The 24937-nt window shown below is 57.6% G+C and carries 24 protein-coding genes; 13 read left to right on the top strand and 11 right to left on the bottom strand.

Annotation, left to right across the window (positions count from 1 at the left end; genetic code table 11):
• The first annotated feature begins 26 nt into the window (after positions 1-26).
• Positions 27-1205, top strand: a complete 1179-nt coding sequence (locus ACR0AH_RS06190; protein ID WP_480590919.1) for a TIGR03862 family flavoprotein — start codon at positions 27-29, stop codon at positions 1203-1205.
• Between the two features lie 3 nt (positions 1206-1208).
• Here ACR0AH_RS06190 and holA read toward each other — a convergent pair whose 3' ends face one another.
• From holA to ACR0AH_RS06170, 4 genes are all read right to left on the bottom strand, one after another.
• A complete protein-coding gene (gene holA, locus ACR0AH_RS06185; RefSeq protein WP_480590917.1) occupies positions 1209-2237 on the bottom strand; it encodes a DNA polymerase III subunit delta in 1029 nt (342 codons plus the stop codon).
• Positions 2234-2725 carry an LPS assembly lipoprotein LptE gene (gene lptE / locus ACR0AH_RS06180; RefSeq protein ID WP_170732533.1) on the bottom strand — a complete coding sequence of 164 codons (492 nt, stop codon included), beginning with the start codon at positions 2723-2725 and terminating at the stop codon, positions 2234-2236. The genes holA and lptE overlap by 4 nt, the downstream gene beginning before the upstream one ends.
• A complete protein-coding gene (gene leuS, locus ACR0AH_RS06175; protein ID WP_480590915.1) occupies positions 2712-5264 on the bottom strand; it encodes a leucine--tRNA ligase in 2553 nt (850 codons plus the stop codon). Before leuS ends, lptE begins: the two co-directional genes overlap by 14 nt.
• A gap of 72 nt (positions 5265-5336) precedes the next feature.
• Entirely contained in the window at positions 5337-5819 is a 483-nt protein-coding gene (locus ACR0AH_RS06170) for a DUF3576 domain-containing protein (RefSeq protein ID WP_170398884.1), read from the bottom strand.
• 278 nt (positions 5820-6097) lie between these two features.
• On the opposite strand from ACR0AH_RS06170, the gene ACR0AH_RS06165 reads away from it, so the two are divergent.
• Together ACR0AH_RS06165 and ACR0AH_RS06160 are read left to right on the top strand one after the other, a co-directional pair.
• Complete coding sequence (locus ACR0AH_RS06165) at positions 6098-7105, top strand: porin (RefSeq protein WP_170398881.1); 1008 nt, start codon at positions 6098-6100, stop codon at positions 7103-7105.
• 101 nt (positions 7106-7206) lie between these two features.
• On the top strand, positions 7207-7866 hold the full coding sequence (locus ACR0AH_RS06160) for a YggS family pyridoxal phosphate-dependent enzyme (RefSeq protein WP_480590913.1): 660 nt from the start codon (positions 7207-7209) through the stop codon (positions 7864-7866).
• On the opposite strand, the gene ACR0AH_RS06155 is transcribed toward ACR0AH_RS06160, so the two are convergent.
• A complete protein-coding gene (locus ACR0AH_RS06155) occupies positions 7850-8350 on the bottom strand; it encodes a L,D-transpeptidase family protein (protein ID WP_480590911.1) in 501 nt (166 codons plus the stop codon). The two genes, ACR0AH_RS06160 and ACR0AH_RS06155, sit on opposite strands and share 17 nt — an antisense overlap.
• Positions 8347-9441, bottom strand: a complete 1095-nt coding sequence (gene ribA / locus ACR0AH_RS06150) for a GTP cyclohydrolase II (RefSeq protein ID WP_170425856.1) — start codon at positions 9439-9441, stop codon at positions 8347-8349. The genes ACR0AH_RS06155 and ribA overlap by 4 nt, the downstream gene beginning before the upstream one ends.
• Positions 9442-9602: 161 nt before the next feature.
• Here ribA and ACR0AH_RS06145 point away from each other — a divergent pair, with 161 nt between their 5' ends.
• From ACR0AH_RS06145 to ACR0AH_RS06125, 5 genes are all read left to right on the top strand, one after another.
• Complete coding sequence (locus tag ACR0AH_RS06145) at positions 9603-10289, top strand: response regulator transcription factor (protein WP_170398869.1); 687 nt, start codon at positions 9603-9605, stop codon at positions 10287-10289.
• Positions 10290-10607: 318 nt separating this feature from the next.
• Positions 10608-11396, top strand: coding sequence for an exodeoxyribonuclease III (locus ACR0AH_RS06140; RefSeq protein WP_170596801.1), 789 nt, complete (start codon positions 10608-10610; stop codon positions 11394-11396).
• 87 nt (positions 11397-11483) lie between these two features.
• The gene (locus ACR0AH_RS06135; protein WP_170732527.1) at positions 11484-12401 is read left to right on the top strand and encodes a thioredoxin family protein; all 918 of its coding nucleotides are present in this window, start codon (positions 11484-11486) and stop codon (positions 12399-12401) included.
• A gap of 27 nt (positions 12402-12428) precedes the next feature.
• The gene (locus ACR0AH_RS06130; protein ID WP_170398861.1) at positions 12429-13070 is read left to right on the top strand and encodes an LON peptidase substrate-binding domain-containing protein; all 642 of its coding nucleotides are present in this window, start codon (positions 12429-12431) and stop codon (positions 13068-13070) included.
• On the top strand, positions 13067-13252 hold the full coding sequence (locus tag ACR0AH_RS06125; protein ID WP_170398842.1) for a Trm112 family protein: 186 nt from the start codon (positions 13067-13069) through the stop codon (positions 13250-13252). Before ACR0AH_RS06130 ends, ACR0AH_RS06125 begins: the two co-directional genes overlap by 4 nt.
• On the opposite strand, the gene ACR0AH_RS06120 is transcribed toward ACR0AH_RS06125, so the two are convergent.
• Positions 13249-14475 carry an FAD-dependent monooxygenase gene (locus tag ACR0AH_RS06120; RefSeq protein ID WP_480590908.1) on the bottom strand — a complete coding sequence of 409 codons (1227 nt, stop codon included), beginning with the start codon at positions 14473-14475 and terminating at the stop codon, positions 13249-13251. The two genes, ACR0AH_RS06125 and ACR0AH_RS06120, sit on opposite strands and share 4 nt — an antisense overlap.
• 88 nt (positions 14476-14563) lie before the next feature.
• Between ACR0AH_RS06120 and ACR0AH_RS06115 the strand changes: the two genes are divergently transcribed.
• The 4 genes from ACR0AH_RS06115 (at position 14564) to ACR0AH_RS06100 (ending at position 20751) form a co-directional block, all read left to right on the top strand.
• Entirely contained in the window at positions 14564-15892 is a 1329-nt protein-coding gene (locus ACR0AH_RS06115) for an amidase family protein (protein WP_170732523.1), read from the top strand.
• A gap of 108 nt (positions 15893-16000) precedes the next feature.
• A complete protein-coding gene (locus ACR0AH_RS06110; protein ID WP_480590906.1) occupies positions 16001-17182 on the top strand; it encodes an aminotransferase class I/II-fold pyridoxal phosphate-dependent enzyme in 1182 nt (393 codons plus the stop codon).
• A gap of 14 nt (positions 17183-17196) precedes the next feature.
• Positions 17197-20115, top strand: a complete 2919-nt coding sequence (locus ACR0AH_RS06105) for a DNA translocase FtsK (protein ID WP_170508888.1) — start codon at positions 17197-17199, stop codon at positions 20113-20115.
• A gap of 39 nt (positions 20116-20154) precedes the next feature.
• The gene (locus ACR0AH_RS06100) at positions 20155-20751 is read left to right on the top strand and encodes a LolA family protein (RefSeq protein WP_170398828.1); all 597 of its coding nucleotides are present in this window, start codon (positions 20155-20157) and stop codon (positions 20749-20751) included.
• A gap of 15 nt (positions 20752-20766) precedes the next feature.
• Here ACR0AH_RS06100 and ACR0AH_RS06095 read toward each other — a convergent pair whose 3' ends face one another.
• Both ACR0AH_RS06095 and ACR0AH_RS06090 read right to left on the bottom strand, forming a co-directional pair.
• Entirely contained in the window at positions 20767-21348 is a 582-nt protein-coding gene (locus ACR0AH_RS06095; protein ID WP_170425842.1) for a transglycosylase SLT domain-containing protein, read from the bottom strand.
• Positions 21349-21408: 60 nt separating this feature from the next.
• Positions 21409-22290 carry an AEC family transporter gene (locus ACR0AH_RS06090; RefSeq protein WP_480590904.1) on the bottom strand — a complete coding sequence of 294 codons (882 nt, stop codon included), beginning with the start codon at positions 22288-22290 and terminating at the stop codon, positions 21409-21411.
• Positions 22291-22370: 80 nt separating this feature from the next.
• On the opposite strand from ACR0AH_RS06090, the gene hspQ reads away from it, so the two are divergent.
• Positions 22371-22697: a heat shock protein HspQ gene (gene hspQ, locus ACR0AH_RS06085; protein ID WP_170398818.1), complete on the top strand. Its 327-nt coding sequence runs from the start codon at positions 22371-22373 to the stop codon at positions 22695-22697.
• Positions 22698-22721: 24 nt separating this feature from the next.
• On the opposite strand, the gene ggt is transcribed toward hspQ, so the two are convergent.
• On the bottom strand, positions 22722-24299 hold the full coding sequence (gene ggt / locus ACR0AH_RS06080) for a gamma-glutamyltransferase (RefSeq protein WP_480590902.1): 1578 nt from the start codon (positions 24297-24299) through the stop codon (positions 22722-22724).
• 212 nt (positions 24300-24511) lie between these two features.
• Positions 24512-24928 carry an ATP-binding protein gene (locus tag ACR0AH_RS06075; RefSeq protein ID WP_480590900.1) on the bottom strand — a complete coding sequence of 139 codons (417 nt, stop codon included), beginning with the start codon at positions 24926-24928 and terminating at the stop codon, positions 24512-24514.
• Between the last annotated feature and the right edge of the window lie 9 nt (positions 24929-24937).

Raw genomic sequence — 24937 nt, 5'->3', positions numbered from 1 at the left:
TGCGTGTACAGGGCAAGAGGGACACAATGGCGCAAACCATGGTCATCGGGGCAGGGCCAGCGGGGCTAATGGCCGCCGAACAGCTTGCCGCCGCCGGGCACGAGGTTGTAGTGGCCGAAGCCAAGCCGTCTGTCGCGCGTAAATTCCTGATGGCGGGGAAGTCCGGCCTGAACCTGACCAAGGATGAGCCTTTTGACATGCTTATGGGCGCATACGGGGATGCGAAGGATTGGTTGCATCCGATGATACAATCGTTTGACGCACAGGCGGTGAAGGCTTGGGCCGGTGATCTTGGGCAAGAGATGTTCACGGGCTCCACCGGGCGGGTGTTTCCGAAAGTCATGAAGGCCTCACCCTTGCTGCGGGCCTGGCTGGCCAGATTGGATCAGGCCGGTGTTCAGATCAGGACACGCTGGCGCTGGCAGGGATGGCAAGGTGGCGCGTTGGCTTTTGAGACGCCAGATGGCATGCAGTTTTGCTCGCCCGGCGCGACGGTTTTGGCATTAGGGGGTGCCAGCTGGGCGCGGTTGGGTTCGGATGGGGCTTGGGCCCAATGGCTTGCGGACAGCGGAGTTGATCTAACACCGTTTGCACCGGCTAACGCCGCTCTGTCAGTCGATTGGAGCCCCTATATGCAGCCACATTTTGGCGCGGCGCTCAAATCGGTGCGGTGGATGGCGGGCGATCTGGATAGCCGTGGTGAGGCCACTATTTCCGCAAAAGGCCTGGAAGGTGGCGGTATGTATGCCCTGACCCCTGCGCTGCGGACGGGGGCGCCGCTGTTTGTTGATCTGGTCCCGGATGTGACGGCTGAAGGGATGCAGGCGCGATTGGACGCGAAGAAATCAAAGGCAACGCTTTCGCATTGGTTGAAGAATGGTCTGCGTCTGTCTTCGCAAAAGATCGCTTTGTTCCACGAAATGACTAAGGGCCGCGCATTGAAGCAAACGCAATGGATCGGTGCGCTGAAAAACCTGCCCATCCGTTACGCTGGACTACGTCCGATGGATGAGGCGATTTCGACCGCTGGCGGGGTAGCATCGGGTGCCGTGGACAGCGGTTTGATGCTGACTGCATGTCCGGGCGTTTTTTGCGCGGGCGAAATGCTGGATTGGGAAGCCCCAACCGGTGGTTATCTTCTGACCGCCTGTCTGGCGACGGGACGTTGGGCCGGTCAGTCGGCGGCAACGTGGTTGGCGCGCTAGGCCTTAACCCGATCGGGCCAGCATCGCCAGACGGATCATGGCACGCTCTACCAGTGCCATTGCAGGTGCGGTTTGACCTGCCGAGCGCAAGGATAGGTCCGTATCTGTAAGGACGGTTAAAGCGGTCTGCAGCTTGGGCGCCCCCCATCCCTGAGCTTGCCTCAGGATCCGGTCACGTCGTTTGCCATAGACCGGAGGGCGCAGCTTGCCGATTCCCTGCGCCGCGCCTCCAGGGTCGGATGCGCAGGCATAGAGCGTTCGGAAATGCCGCGTCGCCCCAATACACAAGGTGACCCCGTTGGTGCCCTGCGCCTGCAGGCGTCGGATCAGGGGGCCGATTTCCTGTGCCCGGCCCTCGGCAACGACGTTCAATACATCATCCAGCGCCGCCTCGGTCGACCGCGGCGCACAGGCTTCAATGTCTTCAATCGTCAGTTCACCGGCGTCACCGCGTTTGTAAAGCGACAGTTTCTCAACTGATTGAGTGAAATCACCAGGGCTGAGCGCCATTGCAAGTTCGCTAAGCGCCGACATCGAATCGCGCGGAATATTCTTCAATCCGGCTTGCGCCAGAATGCGCTCCACCTCGGCGCGCGAGGGCAGGTCATCGTAGATGCCAACAGCGTATGCGGCAGGGTTCGCTTCGAATGCTTTGCGGATTTTCGAGCTGGGTTTGAGCTGCCCGGCCGTCACGATGATCTGTGCATCGCCATGATCCCAGTCTTCAAGGGCTGTGAGAATCGCAGGCGCTGCGACATCGGTGGCGTCTTCAACAAACACCGCGCGGGGACCGGGGAAAAATCCGACAGCCTTGACCGCGTCCAGCAACAGGGCCGGATCGCTGCGTAGATCGCTTCCGGGAATGCGGGTCAGGCGCATTTCCTCTTCGGCGCCAGGTCCCAGCAAAGCCGCCAGCACCTGTTGGCGCTTCAACGCAACGCGCATCGCGTCCGCGCCGTAGATCAGCAATCCGGCTTTGTCCGCGTCCGGCTTGGAAAAATACCCTTCAGCCTCACGCGGGCTCAACTTCATGTGGACAGGCCCGGCGTGGCGTAAAGGCGGTTCACGATCTGATCGGCTAGAATCACCATCAGCCGCTCGGTCGCATCACGCTCATCTGCCAGTGTAGACACGGTCGAGCCTGCAGCAGAATAACCGACAAACTCGGTAACGTTGCCCGAGGCAATGACTTGCCCGGTTGCGTTGGATTTCAGCGCGTAAGTCGCATTCCCGTCGATCGTATAGCGATTGGTTTCATTCGCTGTGGTGATCGAGGCCCTGCGGGTGACCGTCGAAACCCCCACATCCAGCTTGTATTCGTTGCCCGAGGTCGCGCTTCGACCTAATTTGCGTTCCAGATTCTGGACAAGCAGAAAGCTTTCGACGGTATTCGGCGCTGACACCTCGACCTTGCCATCCAAGGCCGAGCCTGATCCTCCGGGCGCATAAACCGGCTCGAACCCGCAAGCGGCGAGCGCCAGCGGCATCAACAACAGGGTTCTACGATCAAACGACGACATTAACGATCCGGCCCGGAACAACGATCACTTTCTTCGGTGCAGCGCCATCCAGCGCCTTTTGCACAGCTTCGGTGCTGAGGGCGATTTTTTCAACCTCTGCTTTATCCAGATCTTTGGCTACGCTGATCTCGGCCCGACGCTTGCCGTTGATCTGAATCGGTAGGGTTATGGTGTCATCGATCAGCATCGTCTCATCCGCGATGGGCCAGGGCGCGGTTGCAACCAGGCCTTCGCCGCCCAGCATCTGCCAAAGTTCTTCGGACAAGTGTGGCGTCATCGGCGACATCAGCTGCGCTAGTGTCTTGGCTGCCTCGCGCTTGACTGCAGAGCCCGCTTTGGATTTGGCAAGCGTGTTGGTGAATGCATAAAGCTTTGCGATAGATGCGTTAAAACCAAAGGATTCGACCCCGCCCGATACGTCATGAATGGCTTTGTGCATCTCACGTAGCAGCGTTTCGTCATCTGCAGTGGCCGGCAGATCCGATTCTGCGATTTCTGCGGCGATGCGGTGCACGCGGCTGAGATGTTTGAACGCGGCTTCGGCGCCCGACGCGGTCCATTCCACGTCGCGCTCAGGTGGGGAGTCGGACAGAACAAACCAGCGCGCAGTATCCGCACCAAAGGCCGAGATGATGCTGACCGGATCGACGACGTTCTTTTTCGACTTGGACATTTTGGCTGAGGGGATGATTTCAACCTCGGTGCCGTCGGTCAGCTTGCCGTCGGTCACGTCTTCGGGCAGGTGATAGACCGGGCGACCGTTGGCGTCGCGTGTTTGATAAATTTCATGAGTCACCATGCCTTGAGTGAACAGCGCGTTGAACGGCTCAATCGCTTTCTTCGGCAAATGACCAGTGATGTTCATCGCCCGCGCGAAGAAGCGCGAATAGAGCAGGTGCAGAATCGCATGCTCAATCCCACCGATATATTGGTCGACATTCATCCAATACTCGGCTTCGGCAAGATCGGTGGGCGTTTCCGCGCGTGGAGCGGTGAAACGGGCGAAGTACCACGACGAATCGACAAACGTGTCCATCGTGTCAGTTTCCCGCTTGGCTGGAGCGCCGCAGGAAGGGCAAGGGGTGTCGCGCCAGCTGGGGTGGCGGTCCAGCGGGTTGCCGGGGATCGAAAAATCTATGGGTTTGCCGTTGCCATCATCATAAGGCAGCTCGATCGGCAGATTATCTTTCTTCTCGGAGACCGTGCCGCATTGATCACAATGCACAACAGGAATCGGGCAGCCCCAATAGCGTTGGCGGCTGAGCCCCCAATCGCGCAGGCGGTATTTGGTAACACCTTCACCCCAACCGGCCTTTTCGGCGAAATCAACGGTGGCATTGATGGCCTCGTCACCCGTTGCCTCGGTGAGACCCGCAAAATGATTCACCCAGCGGACTTTTTCGGTTTTCGGTGGAACAAACGCGATTTTGTCGACTGGAGTGTCATCATCCAGTGCAAAGAATGTATCGACCACAGGCAGGCCGTATTTGCGACAGAAATCGAGGTCACGTTGATCATGAGCTGGGCAGGCAAAAATGGCGCCTGTGCCATAGTCCATCAGGATAAAGTTGGCGATCCAGACCGGCAGCTCCCAGCTGGGGTCGAGTGGATGTTTTACACGTATGCCGGTGTCATAACCCAGCTTTTCGGCGGTTTCGATCGCCTCTTCGGTGGTGCCGCCCTTGCGGCATTCAGCAACGAATTCAGCGACTTTCGGGTTTTCTGCCTCAAGCTGCTTGGCAATCGGATGATCGGGCGAGATGCCAACAAACGACGCGCCCATCAGCGTATCGGGCCGTGTCGTGTAGACGGTGATCGGCTCACCTCCATCGGTGCGTTCGAACCCGAATTGCAGGCCACGGGACTTGCCGATCCAGTTCTCTTGCATCAGGCGTACCTTGGCGGGCCAGTTATCCAGCGTATCCAGCGCGTCGAGCAGTTCCTCGGAATAATCGGAAATCTTGAAAAACCACTGAGTCAACTCGCGACGCTCAACCAAGGCGCCTGAACGCCAGCCACGGCCGTTTTCTACCTGTTCATTGGCCAAAACGGTCATATCGACCGGGTCCCAGTTCACAACGGCGTTCTTGCGATAAACCAGACCGGCCTCGAGCATATCCAGGAACAAAGCCTGCTGCTGGCCATAGTATTCCGGATCACAGGTGGCGAATTCACGAGACCAGTCGATCGACAGGCCCAGCGGCTTCATCTGTCCGCGCATGTCGGCGATATTGCCGTAGGTCCAATCTTTGGGGTGGCCACTGCTGGCCATTGCGGCGTTTTCCGCAGGCATCCCGAACGCGTCCCAGCCCATCGGGTGCAGCACGTTATGACCGGTTGCGAGCTTGTGGCGGGCGATCACATCACCCATCGTGTAGTTGCGAACATGCCCCATGTGGATGCGGCCAGACGGGTAGGGGAACATCTCAAGCACATAGTATTTCGGCTTGTCCGCCTTGTGGTTGGCGGTGAAGATTCCGGCCTTGTCCCAGGCCTCCTGCCATTTTGCTTCGATTTCGTTGGCCGAGTAGCGCGACATCATGCGGTCCTTCGTGAATGAAAACGCCGGGTAGGAACCCGGCGTGGTAATAGTGTGATTTTTGTCGGGTTTCTAGAACTTGTTGTCCGCAATGCGTAGCTGACGCGCGCGAGACAGGATCGCATCTTCGACGGCGCGCGACGTTGCAGCGCTGACCGGAGAACCGCCACTGGTCTGAAGAGCTACGGACAAGGAACGCGCTTCCAGGGCAGGATCACTGATGTGAACTGTCGCGCGATAGGAACGCCCGCCGCCGGGCGGTGTGCCATAACCCGTTACGATCACTCCGGTAAACGGATCGACCTCTTGGATCGGTAAGAAATTCAGTACATCTAGCGATGCGGCCCACAGATAGCGATTTACCTGAGTGACCTGCTCTGAGGTGTTCGGGCCGAATACGTCCCAGATCGTCGAACGATTCGGGTCATTCAGTTCGCGTTCCTCGGTCGAGCTGCCATCAGCGGTCAACACACTTGCATCGCCAGGCGGTGGCCCTCCGCAGGCTGATAAGGCAGCCGTTACCATGATCAAACCTGGAATCGTAATACGGCGCATCGTTGGAAGGTCCCGTGTCACTTGTTTTGCTCTGTCGAGTGATACTCCTAGACAAGGACCCGTACAGCAACAACCCTATTCTTTTATGATCGACTCGCGCGAACCGCACGATCCGTTGAATTCGACTGTGGCATCCTTGCACCAATTTGGGCCGAATGACGTCTTTGCGTTTATGCCAAGCTTGCGCAACGGGGGCAAAAAAAGCGAAACGGTGTCCGTGCTGAGACGCGTGCTTTGCATGTGTCGAGTAGAAAATCTTTGAAACCGAGGGAAACAAGATGAAAAAAGTTCTCTTCGCAACGACCGCACTGATTGCAACCGCAAGTGTTGCAGCGGCCGAAGTAAAGTTCAGCGGTTACGGCCGCTTTGGTCTGGGATACCTGGAAGACCGTACAGGTACCGTTGACGCAATTGGTGGTGGTGAAGCGACCGGCGTAGAAACCGACGAAACCATCCTGGTCTCGCGCTTCCGTCTGAACATCGACGGAATCGTTGAAACTGACGGTGGCGTTCGCTTTGAAGGCCGTGTTCGTCTGCAGGCAGACGAAGATGCCGGCAACGGCGAAGCAAACTCCGCTGGCCTGAACGGCGCACGCTTCTCGGTCATCTTCGGTGGTCTGCGTGTTGACGCCGGTAACGTAGCCGGTTCGTTCGACAACTTGGCAAACTACTACGGTAACGAGCCTGGCCTGGAAAGCTTCATTGGTCAGTACTCGGGCGTCGACTATGACTTCCTGGCGTATTCGTCGACCGGTTCGGGCGCAAACGCTGTGTTCTTCCAGTACGCAGTTGGCGACTTCGCCTTCGGCGCGTCGTATGACCAGCGCACATTTGCTGACGAAGCTGTTGCGGGTGCGGACACTGATGATGCAGACCGCTGGGACATCAGCGCGACCTACACCTTCGGTAACGTAACTGCCGCTCTGGCCTACGGTCAGACCAGCGGTCTGGGCGACGCCGACAAGCAGAGCCTGACCGTTCTGACCCTGGGTGCAGAATTCGGTGACTTCTCCGGTACTCTGTTCGTCGCAGACGATGACGTTGCAAACGATGACCGCAACGGCACCGCATACGGTCTGTCGGCAGCCTACAACCTGGGCGCGGCAACCACTCTGACCTTCGCTTACGGTGACGGTTCGGCAGACGACGATCTGCAGCAGTACGGCATCGGTGCCATCTACGACCTGGGTGGCGGTGCATCGCTGCGCGGTGGTATCGGCAACCAGAAGCGTGGCGACGGCGACAGCCAGCTGCGTGCCGACTTTGGTGCTCAGTTCAACTTCTAAGTTGATCTGAACCACAAGGTTCAAGGGCAGGTCTTCGGACCTGCCCTTTTCTTTTGCCGCAACATGGTGTTTTGCTGCTGCAAACGCAGAATGAGGGACCCATGTCGCTGCAAGAAATCACCGATCGAATAGCCAAGGCTGAATCTGCGGCAGGACGCGCCGAAGGCTCGGTGCAATTAATCGCGGTTTCCAAGGTGCAACCTAATGACCGGGTCGAAGCCGTGTTGAAGCAGGGCCACCGGTGTTTCGGAGAAAACCGTGTGCAGGAAGCCGCTGGCAAATGGCCTGCATTTCGCGAGAGTTTTCCGGACATCGATCTGCATCTGATCGGTCCATTGCAAACAAACAAGGCACGGCAGGCGATTGAGCTTTGCAATGCCATCCATTCAGTTGATCGACCAAAGCTCGCCAAAACATTGGCGCGATTGGCGCAAGAGATGGGTAAGTGCCCTGATCTTTTTATACAGATCAACACAGGCGAAGAGGATCAGAAAGCCGGTAGTCTTCCACAAGATGCTGATGCGTTCATTGCTGAGTGCCGCAGCCTGGACCTGCCCGTCCGAGGTTTGATGTGCATTCCACCGGTTGAAGAAGAACCCGCGTTGCACTTCGCGTTATTGGCAAAAATCGCAGAGCGGAATGGGCTGGAGGGTTTGTCGATGGGAATGAGCAGTGATTTTGAGTCGGCAATCGCCTTGGGTGCCACACACGTCCGTGTTGGGTTTGCCATTTTCGGGGCGCGGGTTAAGCCTCAGGGATGATCAGCCGTGTGCCCGGCGTGATTTTTTGGGCAATCCAACGTAGGTGATCGCGCCTGAATGCGATGCAGCCTTCGGTCGGAAACCGTGGGCGTCGCCATTGATGCAGGAAGATGGCCGATCCCCGGCTGGGTTCTGAATTGGGATAGTTCCAATCGGTTATCAAGATCAGGTCATATAGCGGATCTGGGCGACGCAGTTTTTCGTGACTGAAATCATGAGGCGCCCGCACCAAATGGTTATACGCATCGTCCTCTACGTCGTCTGACCATAAATCGCGCGGTCCGATCGGTCGTGCCCAATGCGCCGGCCGTGGCATTCGGTCTGCGCGATAGAGCATACCCACAATTTGATGCACACCTGTTGGTGTTGTTCCGTCACCTTCCTGCTTGGTTGGGCTCAAGCCCCCTTTGCCTATAGCGCAGGGGAACAGCTGCCCGAGAAACCGAATGCCACGTGGTGTAAGAACCAGATCGCTTGGTGTCACAGCAGGTGGCCTGACTTTGCCGCTTTGGTCGCCAGATACGCGCGGTTGAAATCTGTTTCACCTACTTTCAACGGAACCCGTTCGGTGACGGCGATACCTGTGCGTTCCATCATCGCGATTTTTGCAGGGTTGTTGGTCAGCAGACGGACCGAATTGAAGCCCAACGATTTCAGGATATCCGAGCCGAGCCTGAAATCCCGTTCATCGTCTTCGAATCCAAGCCGGTGGTTAGCCTCGACTGTGTCAAATCCCTGATCCTGAAGAAAATAGGCGCGCATTTTGTTGGCGAGCCCGATCCCACGTCCTTCCTGATTCAGATAAAGCAGGACACCCGCACCCTCGTCCCCCATCTGGGCCAAGGCCCCGCGCAGTTGCGGGCCACAGTCACATTTCAGGCTGCCCATGAGATCGCCTGTGAAACAGGCCGAATGCAGCCGCGCGAGGACGGGCTTGTCGCGGTCAGGGCGACCGATTTCAACCGCATAGTGTTCCTCTCCACCATCTTCGGGGCGGAATACATGCAGGCGCCCGGCCTCCGACACTTCCATCGGCAGGCGTGCGGCGACGACAGGGTGCAGAGCACTGCGATCTGTCAGATGTGGCGCGGCCCGGGCATGGTCAATGCAGGTCAGACCATGATCTGCCGCAAATTCGCGCCCGTCTTGAATAGGGGCGACGACGGCGGCCGGAAGCAAGTGCGCCGACTTGGCCAACGCAATAGCGATCCGGTGCAGATTTGCGCTGCCTTGCCGTTCGGTCATCAGCGGGCCCTTCATCGGGGCGTTCAGATCATCGGACGGGTCGGCCACCGCCTGCACCCAGCTCAGCCCAGCATCCGCCGGGATCATGACGCGAGCAAGATCGCCGTCATATGCACGCGCTTTAAGTGTTTCAGCGCGCCGAACCGTGATGGCGACAACGGGATCCCCGCCCAAGCCGCGTAAATCGGCCAACCTTTGCGGGCTCAGGGTCTCGGTGGCGAATGCGAGTACTCCAAATCCCAGTTCGTCGGTCAGAACAACGGGAACACCCATACGCAGGTCAGCCCGCGCCCGTGCCAGCAATTCGGTGATGTCGGGAGTGAGACTCATGCAGTTTACCTTGAAACGATCAGACCCTGTCCTACCCCGATCACTGGAAAATGTGAAACATTTCCTCGGCGTCAGACACGAGGGCGTGAGACGACTGCAGTAAATCTTGCTGATTGCATTCTTCATACGCAAGTGATGGAAATGGCTTAGGAGGACCGTACATGGCTCAGCTCAAGAAAATCCTGCTGGTGGATGACGACGAAGACCTGCGCGAAGCGCTCAGCGAGCAACTTGTCATGACCGAAGACTTTGACGTGTTCGAGGCGTCCGATGGCGCGTCGGCAATGGAACGCGCGCGCGAAGCAATATACGATCTGGTGATTCTGGATGTCGGCCTGCCGGATACCGATGGCCGTGAGCTGTGTCGCCTGATGCGCAAGCAGGGCGTCAAAAGCCCGGTGCTGATGCTGACTGGGCACGACAGCGATGCTGACACGATCCTGGGTCTTGATGCTGGCGCAAATGATTATGTCAGCAAGCCTTTTAAATTTCCGGTTCTTCTGGCCCGGATTCGGGCCCAACTGCGCCAGCATGAACAATCCGAGGATGCGGTCTTTGTTCTGGGGCCCTACACCTTTAAACCGGCCATGAAGATGCTGATGACCGAAGATGATCGCAAGATCCGCCTGACCGAGAAAGAGACCAACATTCTCAAGTTCCTCTATCGGTCAACAGATGGCGTCGTTGCACGTGATGTTCTGTTGCACGAAGTCTGGGGTTACAACGCGGGCGTTACAACACACACCCTTGAAACCCATATCTATCGTCTGCGTCAGAAGATTGAACCCGACCCGTCGAATGCACGCCTTTTGGTCACAGAATCGGGCGGATATCGCCTTGTTGCTTGACTAATGGTGGATTGACTTGGATCAAAGTGATACTCTGTAGGTATCTTTAGATTACTCCCAACCCGCGCATGTCCGGGTTATGACATGCACCTCCCTGTTGGACTGCCGGGCCTGATGGCCCGGCTTTTTTTGTAGGGTGCAACTGTATCGTGCAGGGCGATATCGGCACCGGGCATCCGATTTCATTCAATGAAATCGGACCGGAAACTTTGCGAGTTTCCGTCACCGCCGGGTCAGGCAACATTGCTTTGTTTTTCGATGGCACCTCGCTTGGCGCCGCGCTAACCTGCGGCAACTTCGACAAAGGAACCCCCGGATATGCCCTTCACCCTTGCCACATGGAACATCAATTCGGTCCGCCTGCGCGAGCCTATCGTTCTGAAATTGCTGCAGGAAGAGGCACCGGATGTGCTGTGTCTACAGGAATGCAAATCGCCGGTTGACAAAATCCCGACCGAAGGGTTCGCCGAGCTGGGCTATACGCATATGATTGCGCGGGGCCAGAAGGGGTATAACGGCGTCGCCATACTGTCGCGCCTTCCGCTTGAGGAAGTAGGGGATAAGGATTTCGCGGGTCTGGGTCATGCGCGACACATTGCGGGGCGGTTGGAGAATGGCGTGACCATTCATAATTTCTATGTCCCCGCTGGGGGCGACGTGCCGGATCGCGAAGTGAACGAGAAGTTTGGCCAAAAGCTGGATTACCTCGCTGACATGCGAGATTGGTTCCGTGCGGAAAAGCCGAAAAAGTCCATTCTGGTGGGCGATCTGAATATTGCGCCCCGCGAAGATGATGTCTGGTCGCACAAGCAGTTGCTGAAGGTGGTTTCACATACGCCGATCGAGGTTGAAACGCTGGCCGAGACTCAGGATGCAGGTGGCTGGGTCGATATCACCCGGCAGGATATTCCCGAAGGCCAGCTATACAGCTGGTGGTCTTATCGGGCACGAGATTGGGATGCCGCCGACAAGGGACGCAGGCTGGATCATGTGTGGGCTACGCCCGATATCTCGAACGCGGGTCATTCCAGCCGCATTCTGCGCGACGCGCGCGGATGGGAAAAACCCAGTGATCATGCCCCGGTATTTGCCACGTTTGACGTCTGACCGAAGCAAATTCGCCGAACTCTCCCCTTGGTTTCTGCCGCATTGGACTGCATATAGGGCGCAAGTTCGAACCAGAGAGTATAAGCCATGGACCTTCTGAACGGCGCAGGCAGCCCCCAAGCCACTGATCTGATTAAAGACGGGACCGAGGCCACCTTCATGGCCGATGTGGTCGAAGCGTCGCAAGAAACGCCGATCATCGTTGACTTCTGGGCGCCTTGGTGCGGCCCTTGCAAAACGCTGGGCCCGGCGTTGGAAGAGGCCGTGACCGCTGCCAAAGGTGCGGTCAAGATGGTCAAGATCAACGTGGACGAAGCGCAGATGATTGCAGGTCAACTGCGCATCCAGTCGATTCCGATGGTCTATGCATTTCACAAAGGCCAACCGATCGACGGGTTTCAGGGCGCTTTGCCAGGGTCCGAGATCAAGGCCTTCATAGATCGTGTGATCGAAGCCGCAGGCGGTGAAAGCCCGGGTGGTCAACTAGATGATGCTGTGCAAGCTGCCGAAGAAATGTTGACCGAGGGGGCCGCTGTAGACGCGGCACAGACTTTTGCCGCCATACTGGGTGAAGACCCCAATCACGCTGCCGCTTATGGCGGGTTGGTGCGCGCGCATATTGCATCGGGGGATCTGGATCAGGCTGAGGCGATCCTCAATGGTGCGCCTGCCGAGATTTCCACCTCGCCCGAGGTCGAAGCTGCGCATGCGCAGCTGGAATTGGCCAAACAGGCTGCAGATGCGGGTCCGGTGGGTGAGTTGACCGCAGCGGTTGAAGCCGAGCCTGATAACCATCAGGCGCGGTTTGATCTGGCGCAGGCTCTACATGCCAATGGCGATGTGGAAGAGGCAGTGGCTCAACTGTTGGAATTGTTCCGCCGCGATCGCGAGTGGAATGATGGGGCAGCAAAGGCGCAGCTCTTCACAATTTTCGATGCGCTCAAGCCCAATGACCCGATTGTTCTGAACGGGCGGCGCAAGCTCAGCTCGATGATATTTGCCTAATCCCCGATCAGAACTAAACTCGGGTACATGATGCATCCTGCCGATTTGCCGGAAACGGTATCCGTTTTCCCTTTGCCCGGAGCGCTGCTGCTGCCACGGTCTCGCCTGCCGCTGCATATTTTTGAGCCGCGCTACCTACAGATGCTGGACGACGCGCTCAAAACGCAAGAACGCCTGATCGGGATGGTGCAACCGAATACCTGTCAGGGCGACGAAACCAAGCTGCACCAGATCGGCTGCGCTGGGCGGGTCACCCAGTTTTCCGAGACCGAAGATGGCAGGTATCTGATTACGCTGACGGGAATCTCTCGGTTCAGGGTCAAATCAGAGTTGGACAGTTTCACCCCGTATCGCCGGGTTTCGGTGTCTTGGGACGGGTTTGACCGTGATCTGGGCAAGGCCGAGGTAGATGACGGTTTTGATCGGAACAGGTTCCTGCGGCTGTTGGAACGATTTTTTTCGTCCCGTCAGTTGTCCACCGATTGGGACACAATGAAAGATGCCGATGATGAGCTTTTGGTCAATTCCTTGTCCATGATGCTGGAATTTGACCCCGAGGAAAAGCAGGCTTTGCTTGAGGCCCCTTGCTTACGCACCCGGCGCGAGACCTTGGTGACATTGATTGAATTCGCCATGCGCGGCGGATCGAATGAGGAAAAACTGCAATGAGCGATACCGAACACGCCTTTGACCGCCATATGCTTGAGGCGTTGATTTGTCCGCAGACCCACACGACGCTGCACTATGATGCCGAACGGCAAGAGCTGGTGTCAAAAGCCGCCGCTCTGGCCTTTCCAATCCGCAACGGTATTCCAGTGATGCTAGTGGATGAGGCCCGAGAGCTGGACTAGATCGGGTGTCCCTGCAGCAGTTTCGGCAGATCTCCGGTCAGACCTGCAGCCTCGCGCACGAAACCTCGGCGCAGCCCGGGCAGCGATCCGACGATACCCATTCCAATATCCCGACCTATGCGGAGCAGGGGATTATCGTTCGAAAACAGCTTGTTGAACACATCAGTCGCCATCGCAAGCGAGGCTGTGTCGAACCGGCGCCACTCTTGATAGCGCTCCAGCACAAGCGTTGATCCGATATCCTCGCCACGTCGTCCCGCAAGGGTCAGAACCTCGGCCAATGCACCGACATCACGCAGACCCGCGTTCAGGCCTTGCCCGGCGATGGGGTGCATGCCATGGGCGGCGTCTCCGACCAAAGCCAACCGGTCCGAGATGAAGGAATTGGCGATGGTCAGGTTCAACGGGTATGTGAACCGGTCACCCTGCAGGCGGATATCCCCCAGGAAATCGCCAAAGCGCGGGCGCAGAACTTGTAGGTAAACTGCCTCGGGCAGCGCATTGATCTGCGCGGACGTCTCAGTGCGTTCGCTCCAGACGATGGAACTGCGGTTCCCGGTCAGCGGCAGAATCGCCAACGGGCCGGGGGGCATGAAGAACTGATGGGCGATACCGTGATGCGGTAGCTCGTGTTCAATGGCGCAGACCAGAGCGGTCTGGCCATAGTCCCAGCCGGTTCGCTTGATTCCGGCGCGCATAGCGGTCCCGCTGCGGCGGCCATCGCAACCCACCAGAAGGCTGCCGGACAAGGTGGACCCGTCATCCAGCGTCAGCGTTGCCCCGTTTGCCGAGATGTCCTGAGACACGACCGTTTTTCCGCTGATTTCGGTAACCCCGTCTTGTTCGGTCATGGCCTCCAGAAAAGCCCGCCGCAGGTGGCGATCTTCAACCATATAGCCCATCGGGCCTTCTTCGATCTCGGCATGATCAAAATGCATGAAGAATGGGGAAGGTCCGGCACCGGCATGGCCATCCGTTACCTTGATCTCCAGCATCGGCTGGGCGTGCTCTTCCACCTTTTCCCAAACGCCAATCGCGTCGAGCAGACGTTGCGACGCCAATGCAAGCGCATAGGCGCGCCCGTCGAAGGCCGCATTCTTGCGCACTTTCTCTGCCAGAGCGTCAACAACCGTGACTGAATGCCCGGTCTGCGCCAGCGCCAGCGCAAGGGCAGGGCCGTTCAGGCCACCACCAACGATCAGGATATCGGATCTGTGTTCCATGTGCTGCAATATGCGCGCCCTTTCGGGATTGTCCATGTGCGGTCCTGTCGCTACCGTCCGATCACGGAATTACTCGGGAGGGGACCGGATGCAAGACTGGCTGACCATGACGGCATGTGATTTGGGCCGTGGTATCGGAATGGGGCAGATCGATCCGGTTGAACTGACAGAAACTTATCTGAGCGCGATTGACGCCCATCCACATCGCGATCGGATCTATGCCCGGGTGACCCACGATCGCGCCCGCGCCGAGGCCCTTGCGGCGCAAGAGCGGGCAAAGCTTGGCCTGCGTCGGTCTTTGTTGGATGGCGTCCCGATCAGCTGGAAAGACCTGTTTGACACGGCAGGCGTAGGGACCGAGGCCGGTTCGGCCCTGTTGGAAGGCCGCGTGCCCGAATCCGATGCGCAGGTGGTGCGGAACGCGACCGCGATGGGTACGGTCTGTCTGGGTAAAACGCATATGAGCGAATTGGCGTTCTCGGGTTTGGGTCTAAACCCTGTGACGGCTACGCCTCCATGCGTGAATGACGAAGACGCAGTGCCGGGCGGCTCATCTTCAGGTGCAGGAGCTTCGGTGGCTTGGGGGCTTGCTGCAGGCGGCGTTGGCTCGGACACGGGTGGATCGGTGCGGATTCCCTCGGCCTGGAACGATCTGGTGGGGCTGAAAACCACGGCGGGGCGCGTTAGCCTTGAGGGCGTCGTGCCGCTGTGTCTGAAATTCGATACCGTTGGGCCGCTGGCGCGATCAGTTGAGGACGCCGCACATATGCTTGCCGCGCTTGAGGGCACCGCCCCGGCTGATCTGCGCGGGGCGTCATTGATCGGTCGCCGCTTTGCTGATTTACAGAACGTCGCCAAGGACGATCTGCGCGAAGCTCCAGCCAACGCCTATGATGATGCGCTGGCGCGCCTGAAAGAGGCCGGGGCCGAGATCGTTCCGCTTGACGTGCCTGAGCTGAACGAAGCGATGAGCCTGTCGGGCGTGCTTTATACAACCGAAGCCTACGGCTTGTGGCGTGATGTGATCGAAGCGAACCCCGAGGCGATGTATCCCGAAATCCTTGAACGGTTCCGAATGGGCAAGGCCTATTCCGGCCCCGATTACGTGGCTGCTTGGTCGAAACTAACCGCTTGTCGACAGGCTTGGGATGCGGCCACTGCGGGCTTTGACGCCGTGCTTGCGCCGACGGCCCCGATCCTACCGCCCAATCTCGACCGGTTGATGAATGATCATGACTACTATGTTACCGAAAATCTCTTGGCTCTCCGCAACACCCGGATCGGCAATCTGATGGGGCTTGCGGCACTGACTTTGCCCACGGGAACACCCGGTTGCGGGCTGATGATGTTAGGCTATCCGGGGTCGGAAGAGGCCTTGTTACGGCTCGGCTCAGCAGCCGAAAGCGCTTTGACCTGAATGCCACAATCCCCTGATTCGGCACCTCTTTGTCTGGACGAAGCCCGGGTCGATCTGTAATCTGCAATAAAACGGGGCGCAAAATGACCCCGAAATTGAGGCAGTATCATGAATTTCCCCGAGCGGTTTTCGAACCTACCGGAATACGCGTTTCCGCGTCTACGCGCCCTGTTGGATCATCATCAGCCGGGTGGTGAAGTCGTTCACATGACCATTGGCGAGCCCAAGCATGATTTCCCATCTTGGGTGACCGACGTGATCATGGAAAACGCCGCCGGGTTTCAGGGCTATCCCCCGAACGAAGGCTCACCTGAATTGCGCGCAGCGATCACGGGTTGGATCAACCGCCGCTATGGTGTGTCGGTGGATGCAGATGCCAATGTGATGGCACTGAACGGTACGCGCGAGGGTCTTTATAACGCTGCAATGGCGCTCTGCCCTGAGCAGAAAAATGGGCAGCAACCGATCATTCTGTGCCCGAACCCCTTCTATCAGGTCTACATGGTTGCCTCGATTTCGGTCGGTGCGCAGCCATATTTCGTGCCGGCAACCGCTGCCACTGGCCATTTGCCAGACTATGCAGGCCTGCCCGAAAAGGTTCTGAACCGTACTTCTGTAGCCTATATCTGCTCGCCCGCGAACCCTCAGGGGGCGGTCGCCTCGCGCGATTACTGGGTTGAGCTGATTCAATTGGCTGAAAAGTACGATTTCCGCATCTTTGCCGATGAATGCTATTCCGAAATCTACCGCGACGCCGCGCCGGTTGGCGCGCTGACCGTTGCGCAGGAACTGGGTGCTGACCCCGAACGTGTCACGCTGTTCAACTCTCTGTCCAAGCGGTCGAACTTGGCCGGGCTGCGGTCGGGGCTGATCGCAGGTGGACCTGAAACAATCAGCCGTGTCAAACTGTTGCGCAGCTATGCGGGTGCCCCTTTGCCCGCCCCGCTGCAGGCCGCCGCCGCCAAGGTTTGGGCGGATGAAGCGCATGTGCAGGAAAACCGCGCGCTGTATCAGGAGAAATACGCCGTCGCGGATGAGGTTTTCGCAGGCGTACAGGGCTACATGCCGCCCGAGGCCGGGTTCTTCCTGTGGCTACCCGTCGAAAACGGCGAAGAAACCGCATTGAAGCTTTGGCAGGAAACCGGCGTACGGGTTCTGCCGGGTGCATATCTTTCTCAAGGTGATCCGGGGCAAAACCCGGGCCAGCAATTTATCCGGGTCGCGATGGTGGCCCCAAAAACAGAGATGAAGCGCGGGCTGATTACACTCCGCGACTGCATCTATTCGTGAGGTACGAGGGCAAAATGGCATCATATAACGCGCGAAACCGTGACCCGCTGCTGGACAGCAACACGCAAGCCGCCATTGAACGGCGTAGCAAAGAACTGATCGGGATCGCTTTGATCCTGTTGGGGTTGGCCGCTGCAGCGATGATCTGGTCCTATACGCCCGATGATCCAAACTGGATGGTTTCGACCGATGCGCCCGTGCAAAACTGGATGGGGCGCATTGGGGCCTCGATTGCCGCGCCGTTATTTATGATCGTGGGTTGGGGCAGCTTGGGTGTCGCCTTGGTGCTGATCACTTGGGGCGTTCGATTTGCAGGTCATTTAGGTGAAGACCGTGCCATTGCCCGCCTGATTTTTGCGCCGATCTGGATCGCCGTTCTGGCTGTCTATGCAGCGACTCTGGTACCGGGTGCCGAATGGCGGGCGACGCACAGCTATGGCTTGGGCGGTCTATTCGGCGATACAGTGATGGGCGCGATTTTGACGTTGTTGCCGATCTCATCGCATTTCCTGGTCAAGCTGATGTCGCTGGCGATGGCGGTCGGTATGCTGGCTCTGGGTGTATTTGTGTTGGGTTTCGGCAAAGCGGACGTTCGCAATGGCTTCCGGGCGTTTCTGTTGGGACTGGTCATGGCCTATGATCTGTTGATGAACGCGCTGGGACGCGGGGCATCGGCGACAGCGCGGGCAGCACGGGACCGGAAGGCCCAATGGGCCGAGCGCAAGGCCGAACGTGCAGTTCCGGTTCAGGCGGATTTTGACGACGACCTGGCCTACGCTGATCCGGTCTTTGAAGACCCTGAGATTGAAGCGCAGGAACCTGTCGCCAAGACAGGCCTTCTGGCTCGGATGCCTTCCCTGATCCGTCGTCCTGACCCAATGCCCGAGCCTGAGTTGGTCGAAAACGTTGCGGTCGAAGGGTATTACGACATGCCGGGTGAAGATCGCATCCGGTCCAAGATTTCCGCCGCTGTGCGCAATCGTAAAGTGGCCGCTGGTGTGCTAACGCCCGAACCCGATCCCAACTTGCCATTGACCAAAGGGCGGGGCAGGGGACCGGACCCGTTGATTTTGAACTCTGGCGCGGCAGACGAGTTGCCGCCCGAACCCCCGATGACCTCTGCAGGTTTGCCACCCGAACCACCGCTGACAGCAGGATCTGATGTTGAGACGCTGGCGGCTGACTCCGAGGCTGATAATTGGATGCAGCAGGACTATGTTTCCGAACCGGACTATGATGATGAGGCCGTGTTTGATGATGCCTCCGAACCCGCGCTCCAACCGCGACAGGCTGTCAAGATTCCCGTTGCTGAGCCGCGTAAACCTGTAGTAGCTCAACCGGTCCGACGCACTCCTCCGCCTTCGCGCAGGGCGCAAGCCGAAGCACAGCCGACACTTTCTTTCGAGGAACGGCATTCCGATTTCGAACTGCCACCGCTGGGCCTTCTGTCCAACCCTGCAAGCATCCAACGCCATCACCTAAGCGATGAGGCGCTCGAGGAAAATGCGCGGATGCTGGAAAACGTGCTGGATGACTACGGCGTCAAGGGTGAGATCGTCAGCGTCCGCCCCGGTCCGGTTGTGACCATGTACGAACTGGAGCCTGCACCGGGTTTAAAAGCCAGCCGTGTGATCGGTTTGGCCGACGATATCGCGCGCTCAATGTCGGCTTTGTCCGCGCGGGTTTCAACTCTACCGGGGCGCTCGGTTATTGGCATTGAACTGCCCAATGAAAACCGTGAGATGGTGGTGCTGCGCGAAATCCTCGCCAGTCGCGATTTCGGCGATGGTAACCATGCGCTGCCCTTGGCGTTGGGCAAGGATATCGGCGGTGAGTCCGTGGTGGCGAACTTGGCAAAAATGCCTCACCTATTGATCGCAGGTACGACCGGTTCCGGTAAGTCGGTGGCAATCAATACGATGATCCTGTCGCTGCTTTATAAGCTAACGCCGGATGAGTGCCGCCTGATCATGATCGACCCCAAGATGCTGGAACTGTCGGTCTATGACGGTATCCCGCACCTGCTCTCGCCCGTTGTGACCGACCCGAAAAAGGCGGTTGTGGCCCTGAAATGGGTCGTGGGCGAGATGGAGGATCGCTATCGCAAAATGTCCAAAATGGGCGTGCGCAATATCGCGGGCTACAATGGCCGCGTGAAGGATGCGCTGTCCAAGGGCGAGATGTTCAGCCGCACGGTCCAGACCGGCTTTGACGATGAAACCGGCGAGCCAATGTTCGAGACCGAAGAATTCGCGCCCGAAGCAATGCCTTATATCGTTGTGATCGTCGACGAAATGGCCGACCTGATGATGGTCGCGGGCAAGGAAATCGAAGCCTGCATCCAACGTCTGGCACAGATGGCGCGGGCTTCGGGCATTCACTTGATCATGGCCACTCAGCGCCCTTCTGTTGACGTGATCACCGGGACGATCAAGGCGAACTTCCCAACGCGGATTTCGTTCCAAGTGACCTCGAAAGTCGACAGCCGCACGATCCTGGGCGAGATGGGTGCCGAGCAACTGCTTGGGCAGGGCGACATGCTGTATATGGCGGGCGGGGCGAAGATCACCCGTTGCCACGGTCCGTTTGTCTCGGATGAAGAGGTCGAAGAAATCGTCAACCACCTGAAACAGTTCGGTCCGCCGGCCTACATGAGTGGCGTGGTAGATGGCCCGGCCGAGGAAAAGGCTGACAATATCGACGCTGTTCTGGGCCTGAACACGGGTGGCAACACGAACGGAGAAGACGCCCTTTACGACCAGGCAGTGGCGATTGTGATCAAAGATCGCAAATGCTCGACGTCCTACATTCAGCGAAAACTTGCCATTGGCTACAACAAAGCTGCGCGGCTTGTTGAGCAGATGGAGGACGAAGGCGTTGTTTCCGGGGCAAATCACGTTGGAAAACGCGAAATCCTCGTCCCCGAGCAGTAAGATATTTAATAACAAGGGCAGAACGCCTATCTGGGTCCTATGAAACAGATTGCTTTTGCCCTTGCTCTGACACTGGCTGCGCCCGCCGCGTGGGCGGCTGAAAAGCTGCCACTGTCGCAAATCTCTAACTACCTGAACCAGATGAAGACGGTTCAGACCACATTCACGCAGGTGAATGATGACGGATCGCTTAGCACCGGTAAGCTGTGGCTCGAGCGGCCCGGAAAAATGCGGTTCGAATATGATCCGCCCAACAGCGCGGTAGTTTTGGCGCGGTCGGGGACGGTGCAGATCTTTGACCCGAAATCCAATCAGCCGCCCGAACAGTACCCGCTGAAACGCACACCGCTGTCACTGGTGTTGGCGCGGAATGTCAATCTGGGGCAAGCCAATATGGTTGTTGGGCACGATTTTGACGGGACCGCCACGGTTGTGACGGCTCAGGACCCCAAGAACCCGGAAAGCGGGCGGATCGAGTTAATGTTTACATCCAATCCGGTTGAGCTGCGCAAATGGGTGATCCACGATAACGCTGGAAGTCAAACGACCGTACTGCTGGGGCCGTTGACTGAAGGCGGAAACCTCGATTCCAGCGTGTTTTCAAGCAAAACCCGTATCAGGTCAGACGATCGCTGACCTGACAGGGTTTGTTTAGTAACGGCAGTTCGCCAGCTGCGCCTGATACAGTTGCGCTCGGGCGTCTACATCATTCGCAACGTTCAACAGCCAAGATTTGCTGTTGTAGCTGCCGCGCGCGTAGCCGGTTTGCCCTTCGTGATAGGCCAGGTATTGGTTACGCGCGTCGGTGGGATGAATCCCGTTCCGCTCATAGCTTTTGTTCATGTACCAGCCAATGAAATCCGACGCATCACGGATGCGATCCCGCTTGGCGCGGCGTTTGCCGGTTTCGCGTTGATACTGCTCCCACGTGCCATCAAGTGCCTGACCATAGCCGTAAGCACTGCTTTGGCGACCCATCGGGATGACGCCCAGCACGTATTTGTGCGGTGTGCGCGCATCTGCGCGATAACGGCTTTCTTGGTAAATCGTGGCCATCTGAACGTGAACGGGGACACCCCATTTGCGCTCGGTGCTTTTGAAAGCCTTGATATAATCGGGTTTTTCGCGCGCAATGCTGCACGCGTCATTCAGTCTGCTCGGTGGCTGTTTGGACCCGCCACCACAGGATGCCAAAAGCAGCACCCCGAAGAGTACGAAAAGAATTCTGCTCATGTGCCTCGTGCCTTTTTTCTTTATTCTAGCGCAGATTGAGCTCTGAGGAAATCACAATCGTTACAGAATAATAGCGAGAATTATCGGTAATGCGGCGACCGACAATACTGTCGAGACCATGACCATGCCTGCAACCGCGTCGGAATCCACATCAAACCGCTCTGCCAGCAGGTATGAGGTGACGGCGACCGGCGCACACATTTGCAAAACCAGAACTCCGAAGGCTACAGGACCCAGTCCAAAACTGATGGCAAGAGCCCAGCCCAACCCGAAGCACACCGCGAGTTTCAGCAGGGACAACCATATAGCCTGTTGCAGCTTCTGTGTTGTCAGGCGTGCAATCGCGACCCCAAGGGTGATCAGCATTATAGGCACCGCCATCTGGCCCAACAGTTCCAGCGTGTTGGTTAGAAACAGTGGCGTCTGCCATCCACGCCACAGAAACAATGCCCCCAGCAGCGTGGCCCAGACCATCGGCTCGCGCAGAACCTTGCCAAAGGCGCCGCGCCCCGCGACCAGATAGATACCGTAGGTAAAAGAAAACAGAGCCGTAACGGCCAAAAAGATCACCGCGAAACCCAACCCAGCCTGCCCAAAGGCAAAGATGCACAAAGGCAGGCCCAGATTCCCAGTGTTACCGAAGATAAGAGGTGACAGATAGGTCCGCTGCTCAAGCCCTGAGGCACGTACAATGACCCAGAAAACCACCGCCAAAGCAACATGTGATGCAATCGCAGCGAGCGTGAAAACGGTCAATTCACCGCCAGGAATGTCGGTTTGCATCAAAGCTACGAAGATCAGGCTGGGCACTGCAAGCGTCACCGCAAACCGCGTGACAAATTGTAACCGATACTCGAAGCCGAGCTTGACCCACGCAAACCCGATCCCGGCCAGAAGGAACACCGGGGCAACGATTTCGAACACTGTTAGGAGTAGGTTCACAGACTGTTTCCCCGAATTTCAGCTCATTGGTTGGCTTTTCTGCCCGAAAAGATGTACTAAATGCTTTGGGGGCCGAAACAATGCTAAAGACACAAGCCAAGTACCGCCTGGGACAGGTGGTTCGACACCGTAGACACCCTTTTCGAGGGGTTATTTTTGATGTCGATCCGGAATTCTCGAACTCGGAGGAATGGTATCAGGCCATTCCTGAAGACAGTCGCCCGCTGAAGGATCAGCCGTTCTATCATTTGCTGGCTGAGAATGATCAATCCTTCTATGTCGCTTATGTTTCAGAACAAAATCTGGTTGAGGACCAATCGGGTGAGCCGGTAGACCATCCCGATATCCCCAACATGTTCGGCCCGTTTCAGGATGGATCTTATCCGCTGCACTTTCAGTTGAACTGAATATGTCCGTCATAATGGCGTGTGTCAGTAGCCTAATGCGCAACCATCTTTACGGGGATCGCTAGCACCTTCCAGAACTCCGTTTGAACAGATTCGAATGGCTTGCGCACCACCCAGAGACGTTTCCGGTATTTGGACAGTGTGCCCCATATCGGATAATTGTTGCAGAACGGCATCGGAATAGCCTCGCTCAATTTTCAGAACACCCCCATCTGCAAATGCCCGAGGCGCATCGATGGCTTCCTGCAGCTCTATGTCGAAATCCGTGAGATTTGACACTAACCGCGCGTGTCCGGTTGGTTGATAGGCACCTCCCATGACACCAAAGGGCATCGCGATGCGGCCTTGGGCGCGCAACATTCCCGGTATGATTGTGTGCATTGGTCGCTTTCCACCGGCAAGCTCATTTGGATGACCGGGTTCGAGGTTGAAACCAGCACCCCGATTCTGCAGCAAAATGCCGAACTTTTCCGAAGCGATGCCCGACCCGAACCCGTGGTAGATCGAATAAATAAGTGAAACGGCCATGCGATCCCGGTCAACCACGGTGATATAGACGGTGTCTTTGTGAACAGACTCGGTCAATGGAGCGGCGGCAGCCACGGCGCGTTTCGGATTGATCAGCGCGGCAAGTTGGGCGGCTGTCTCAGGTGCAAGAAAATGAGCCATCCGCGTGCTGTGGTCGGGATCGGCGATGAAACGATTGCGTGCGTCGTAGGCCAGTTTGCTGGCCTCGGCTTCGATATGTACGCGTTCAGCCCCCCAAGGGTCCATTGCGGCCAGATCGAAGTGCTTCAAGATATTCAGCAACAGGATTGCCGTCGCGCCCTGACCATTCGGTGGGTGCTCGACCAGTTCGACACCGCCATAATCTCCGCTGACGGGCACAGTTTCATCGCTTTGCACGGCCGCGAAATCCTGCGCAGTCTGTACTCCACCCAGATCGGAAAGGGCCGCAAGCATGTCATCGGCAATCTCACCAGAATAAAATGCCTTTTGACCGTGTTGGGCAATGCGCCGAAGGACTTCTGCCTGACCGGGGGCGCGAAAAACCTGCCCGGTTTGCAAGGGTTTGCCGTCAATCAGATAATGATCACGAGCCGCGCCTTGCAGGGTGGACGCGCTGTTCATCCAATCAAAGGCAACGCGTGGAGCCACCGGAACACCTGACTCGGCATAATGGATTGCGGGTTGCAGGATTGCTTCCAGGCCCAGCCGACCTTCGGTTTTTGCTAGACGGCAGAATGCCTCAACCGCTCCGGGAATTGTCACGGCATCCGGGCTGGTCACGGGAACCGAATTTAAACCGCGATCCCGCAATGCCTGTGCATCCGCTGATGCCGCGGCCCGACCCGAACCGTTTAGTGCGCGAACAGTCTGCTCGCCTGCGCGATTGTACAGAACAAAGCAATCTCCGCCCAAGCCGGTCATTTGCGGCTCGCAAATTCCCAGAAGCACTGCGCCTGCAATGGCTGCGTCCATGGCATTGCCGCCCTGCTGCAGAATATCCAGCGCGATTTTGGCGGCCAACGGATGGGACGTTGCGCACATCCCTTCGGTTGCCAAAACTTCAGAACGGCCTGTCTTGTGAAAATCGCGCATGGGTCTTTCCTTCTGCAAACACGCAGACACTAAGCCGCAGCTGGGAATTGTCCAATGCTATCAGAGGAAGGAGGTCCTCGGCGCCGCTCACTGGGTGGGGGCTGTGACGCTAGGCGCCGAGGGAAGCTATCTGAGCTACCCCTTACTTATGACCTTTGTTTGCGGCGCGACAATGGTTCGATCTAGGCCTTATTGTGGCCATTTGATGCCTGCTAGGGCATCTGGTCGAAGTCGAACCGCAAGCAGAGCAGGTTCCCGCCGCTTTTGCGTTCATATTGTATGTCGCTGGCAAGTTGATGAATCAGGTGCCAGCCAAAGCCGCCCTCGGGCAGGTCCTGCAAAGCAGTGTCGACAGATGGTGGAGTGCCGCTCGGTATCCGCAATTCAGGCATCGGGTCGCCGGTATCGGTGATCTGAATCACCAGCTTCTTTGCACATAATGAGCAATCGATTTGAACGTCAGCGGCGGCCACCCCGGCATAGGCGTGTTCGACCACGTTGTTGATCGCTTCCGTCAGCGCGATTCTTACGTCATCTGCTTTGCTTTCCGGCAATCCCTGCGCCGCCAGCCGTGCGCTTAACGCCGCGATCCCTGCGCTGGCCTGCACTTGTGTCGCGGGAAAGCTCACCTCCAGGCA

The organism is Ruegeria sp. AM5 (genome assembly GCF_056540645.1).
Note: the sequence above shows the minus strand (reverse complement) of the source record. Positions and strands in the feature narration are given on the sequence as shown.

Excerpts from the sequence above, each read along its gene's own strand:
- ACR0AH_RS06190 (WP_480590919.1), top strand. The coding sequence starts at position 27 with ATGGCGCAAACCATGGTCATCGGGGCAGGGCCAGCGGGGCTAATGGCC.
- ACR0AH_RS06170 (WP_170398884.1), bottom strand. The coding sequence starts at position 5,819 with ATGCGCCGTATTACGATTCCAGGTTTGATCATGGTAACGGCTGCCTTA.
- ACR0AH_RS06105 (WP_170508888.1), top strand. The coding sequence starts at position 17,197 with ATGGCATCATATAACGCGCGAAACCGTGACCCGCTGCTGGACAGCAAC.
- holA (WP_480590917.1), bottom strand. The coding sequence starts at position 2,237 with ATGAAGTTGAGCCCGCGTGAGGCTGAAGGGTATTTTTCCAAGCCGGAC.
- ACR0AH_RS06140 (WP_170596801.1), top strand. The coding sequence starts at position 10,608 with ATGCCCTTCACCCTTGCCACATGGAACATCAATTCGGTCCGCCTGCGC.
- leuS (WP_480590915.1), bottom strand. The coding sequence starts at position 5,264 with ATGTCGCGCTACTCGGCCAACGAAATCGAAGCAAAATGGCAGGAGGCC.
- ACR0AH_RS06165 (WP_170398881.1), top strand. The coding sequence starts at position 6,098 with ATGAAAAAAGTTCTCTTCGCAACGACCGCACTGATTGCAACCGCAAGT.
- ACR0AH_RS06125 (WP_170398842.1), top strand. The coding sequence starts at position 13,067 with ATGAGCGATACCGAACACGCCTTTGACCGCCATATGCTTGAGGCGTTG.
- ACR0AH_RS06115 (WP_170732523.1), top strand. The coding sequence starts at position 14,564 with ATGCAAGACTGGCTGACCATGACGGCATGTGATTTGGGCCGTGGTATC.
- ACR0AH_RS06110 (WP_480590906.1), top strand. The coding sequence starts at position 16,001 with ATGAATTTCCCCGAGCGGTTTTCGAACCTACCGGAATACGCGTTTCCG.
- lptE (WP_170732533.1), bottom strand. The coding sequence starts at position 2,725 with ATGTCGTCGTTTGATCGTAGAACCCTGTTGTTGATGCCGCTGGCGCTC.
- ribA (WP_170425856.1), bottom strand. The coding sequence starts at position 9,441 with ATGAGTCTCACTCCCGACATCACCGAATTGCTGGCACGGGCGCGGGCT.
- ACR0AH_RS06145 (WP_170398869.1), top strand. The coding sequence starts at position 9,603 with ATGGCTCAGCTCAAGAAAATCCTGCTGGTGGATGACGACGAAGACCTG.
- ACR0AH_RS06130 (WP_170398861.1), top strand. The coding sequence starts at position 12,429 with ATGATGCATCCTGCCGATTTGCCGGAAACGGTATCCGTTTTCCCTTTG.
- ACR0AH_RS06095 (WP_170425842.1), bottom strand. The coding sequence starts at position 21,348 with ATGAGCAGAATTCTTTTCGTACTCTTCGGGGTGCTGCTTTTGGCATCC.
- ACR0AH_RS06160 (WP_480590913.1), top strand. The coding sequence starts at position 7,207 with ATGTCGCTGCAAGAAATCACCGATCGAATAGCCAAGGCTGAATCTGCG.
- ACR0AH_RS06135 (WP_170732527.1), top strand. The coding sequence starts at position 11,484 with ATGGACCTTCTGAACGGCGCAGGCAGCCCCCAAGCCACTGATCTGATT.
- ggt (WP_480590902.1), bottom strand. The coding sequence starts at position 24,299 with ATGCGCGATTTTCACAAGACAGGCCGTTCTGAAGTTTTGGCAACCGAA.
- ACR0AH_RS06100 (WP_170398828.1), top strand. The coding sequence starts at position 20,155 with ATGAAACAGATTGCTTTTGCCCTTGCTCTGACACTGGCTGCGCCCGCC.
- ACR0AH_RS06120 (WP_480590908.1), bottom strand. The coding sequence starts at position 14,475 with ATGGAACACAGATCCGATATCCTGATCGTTGGTGGTGGCCTGAACGGC.
- hspQ (WP_170398818.1), top strand. The coding sequence starts at position 22,371 with ATGCTAAAGACACAAGCCAAGTACCGCCTGGGACAGGTGGTTCGACAC.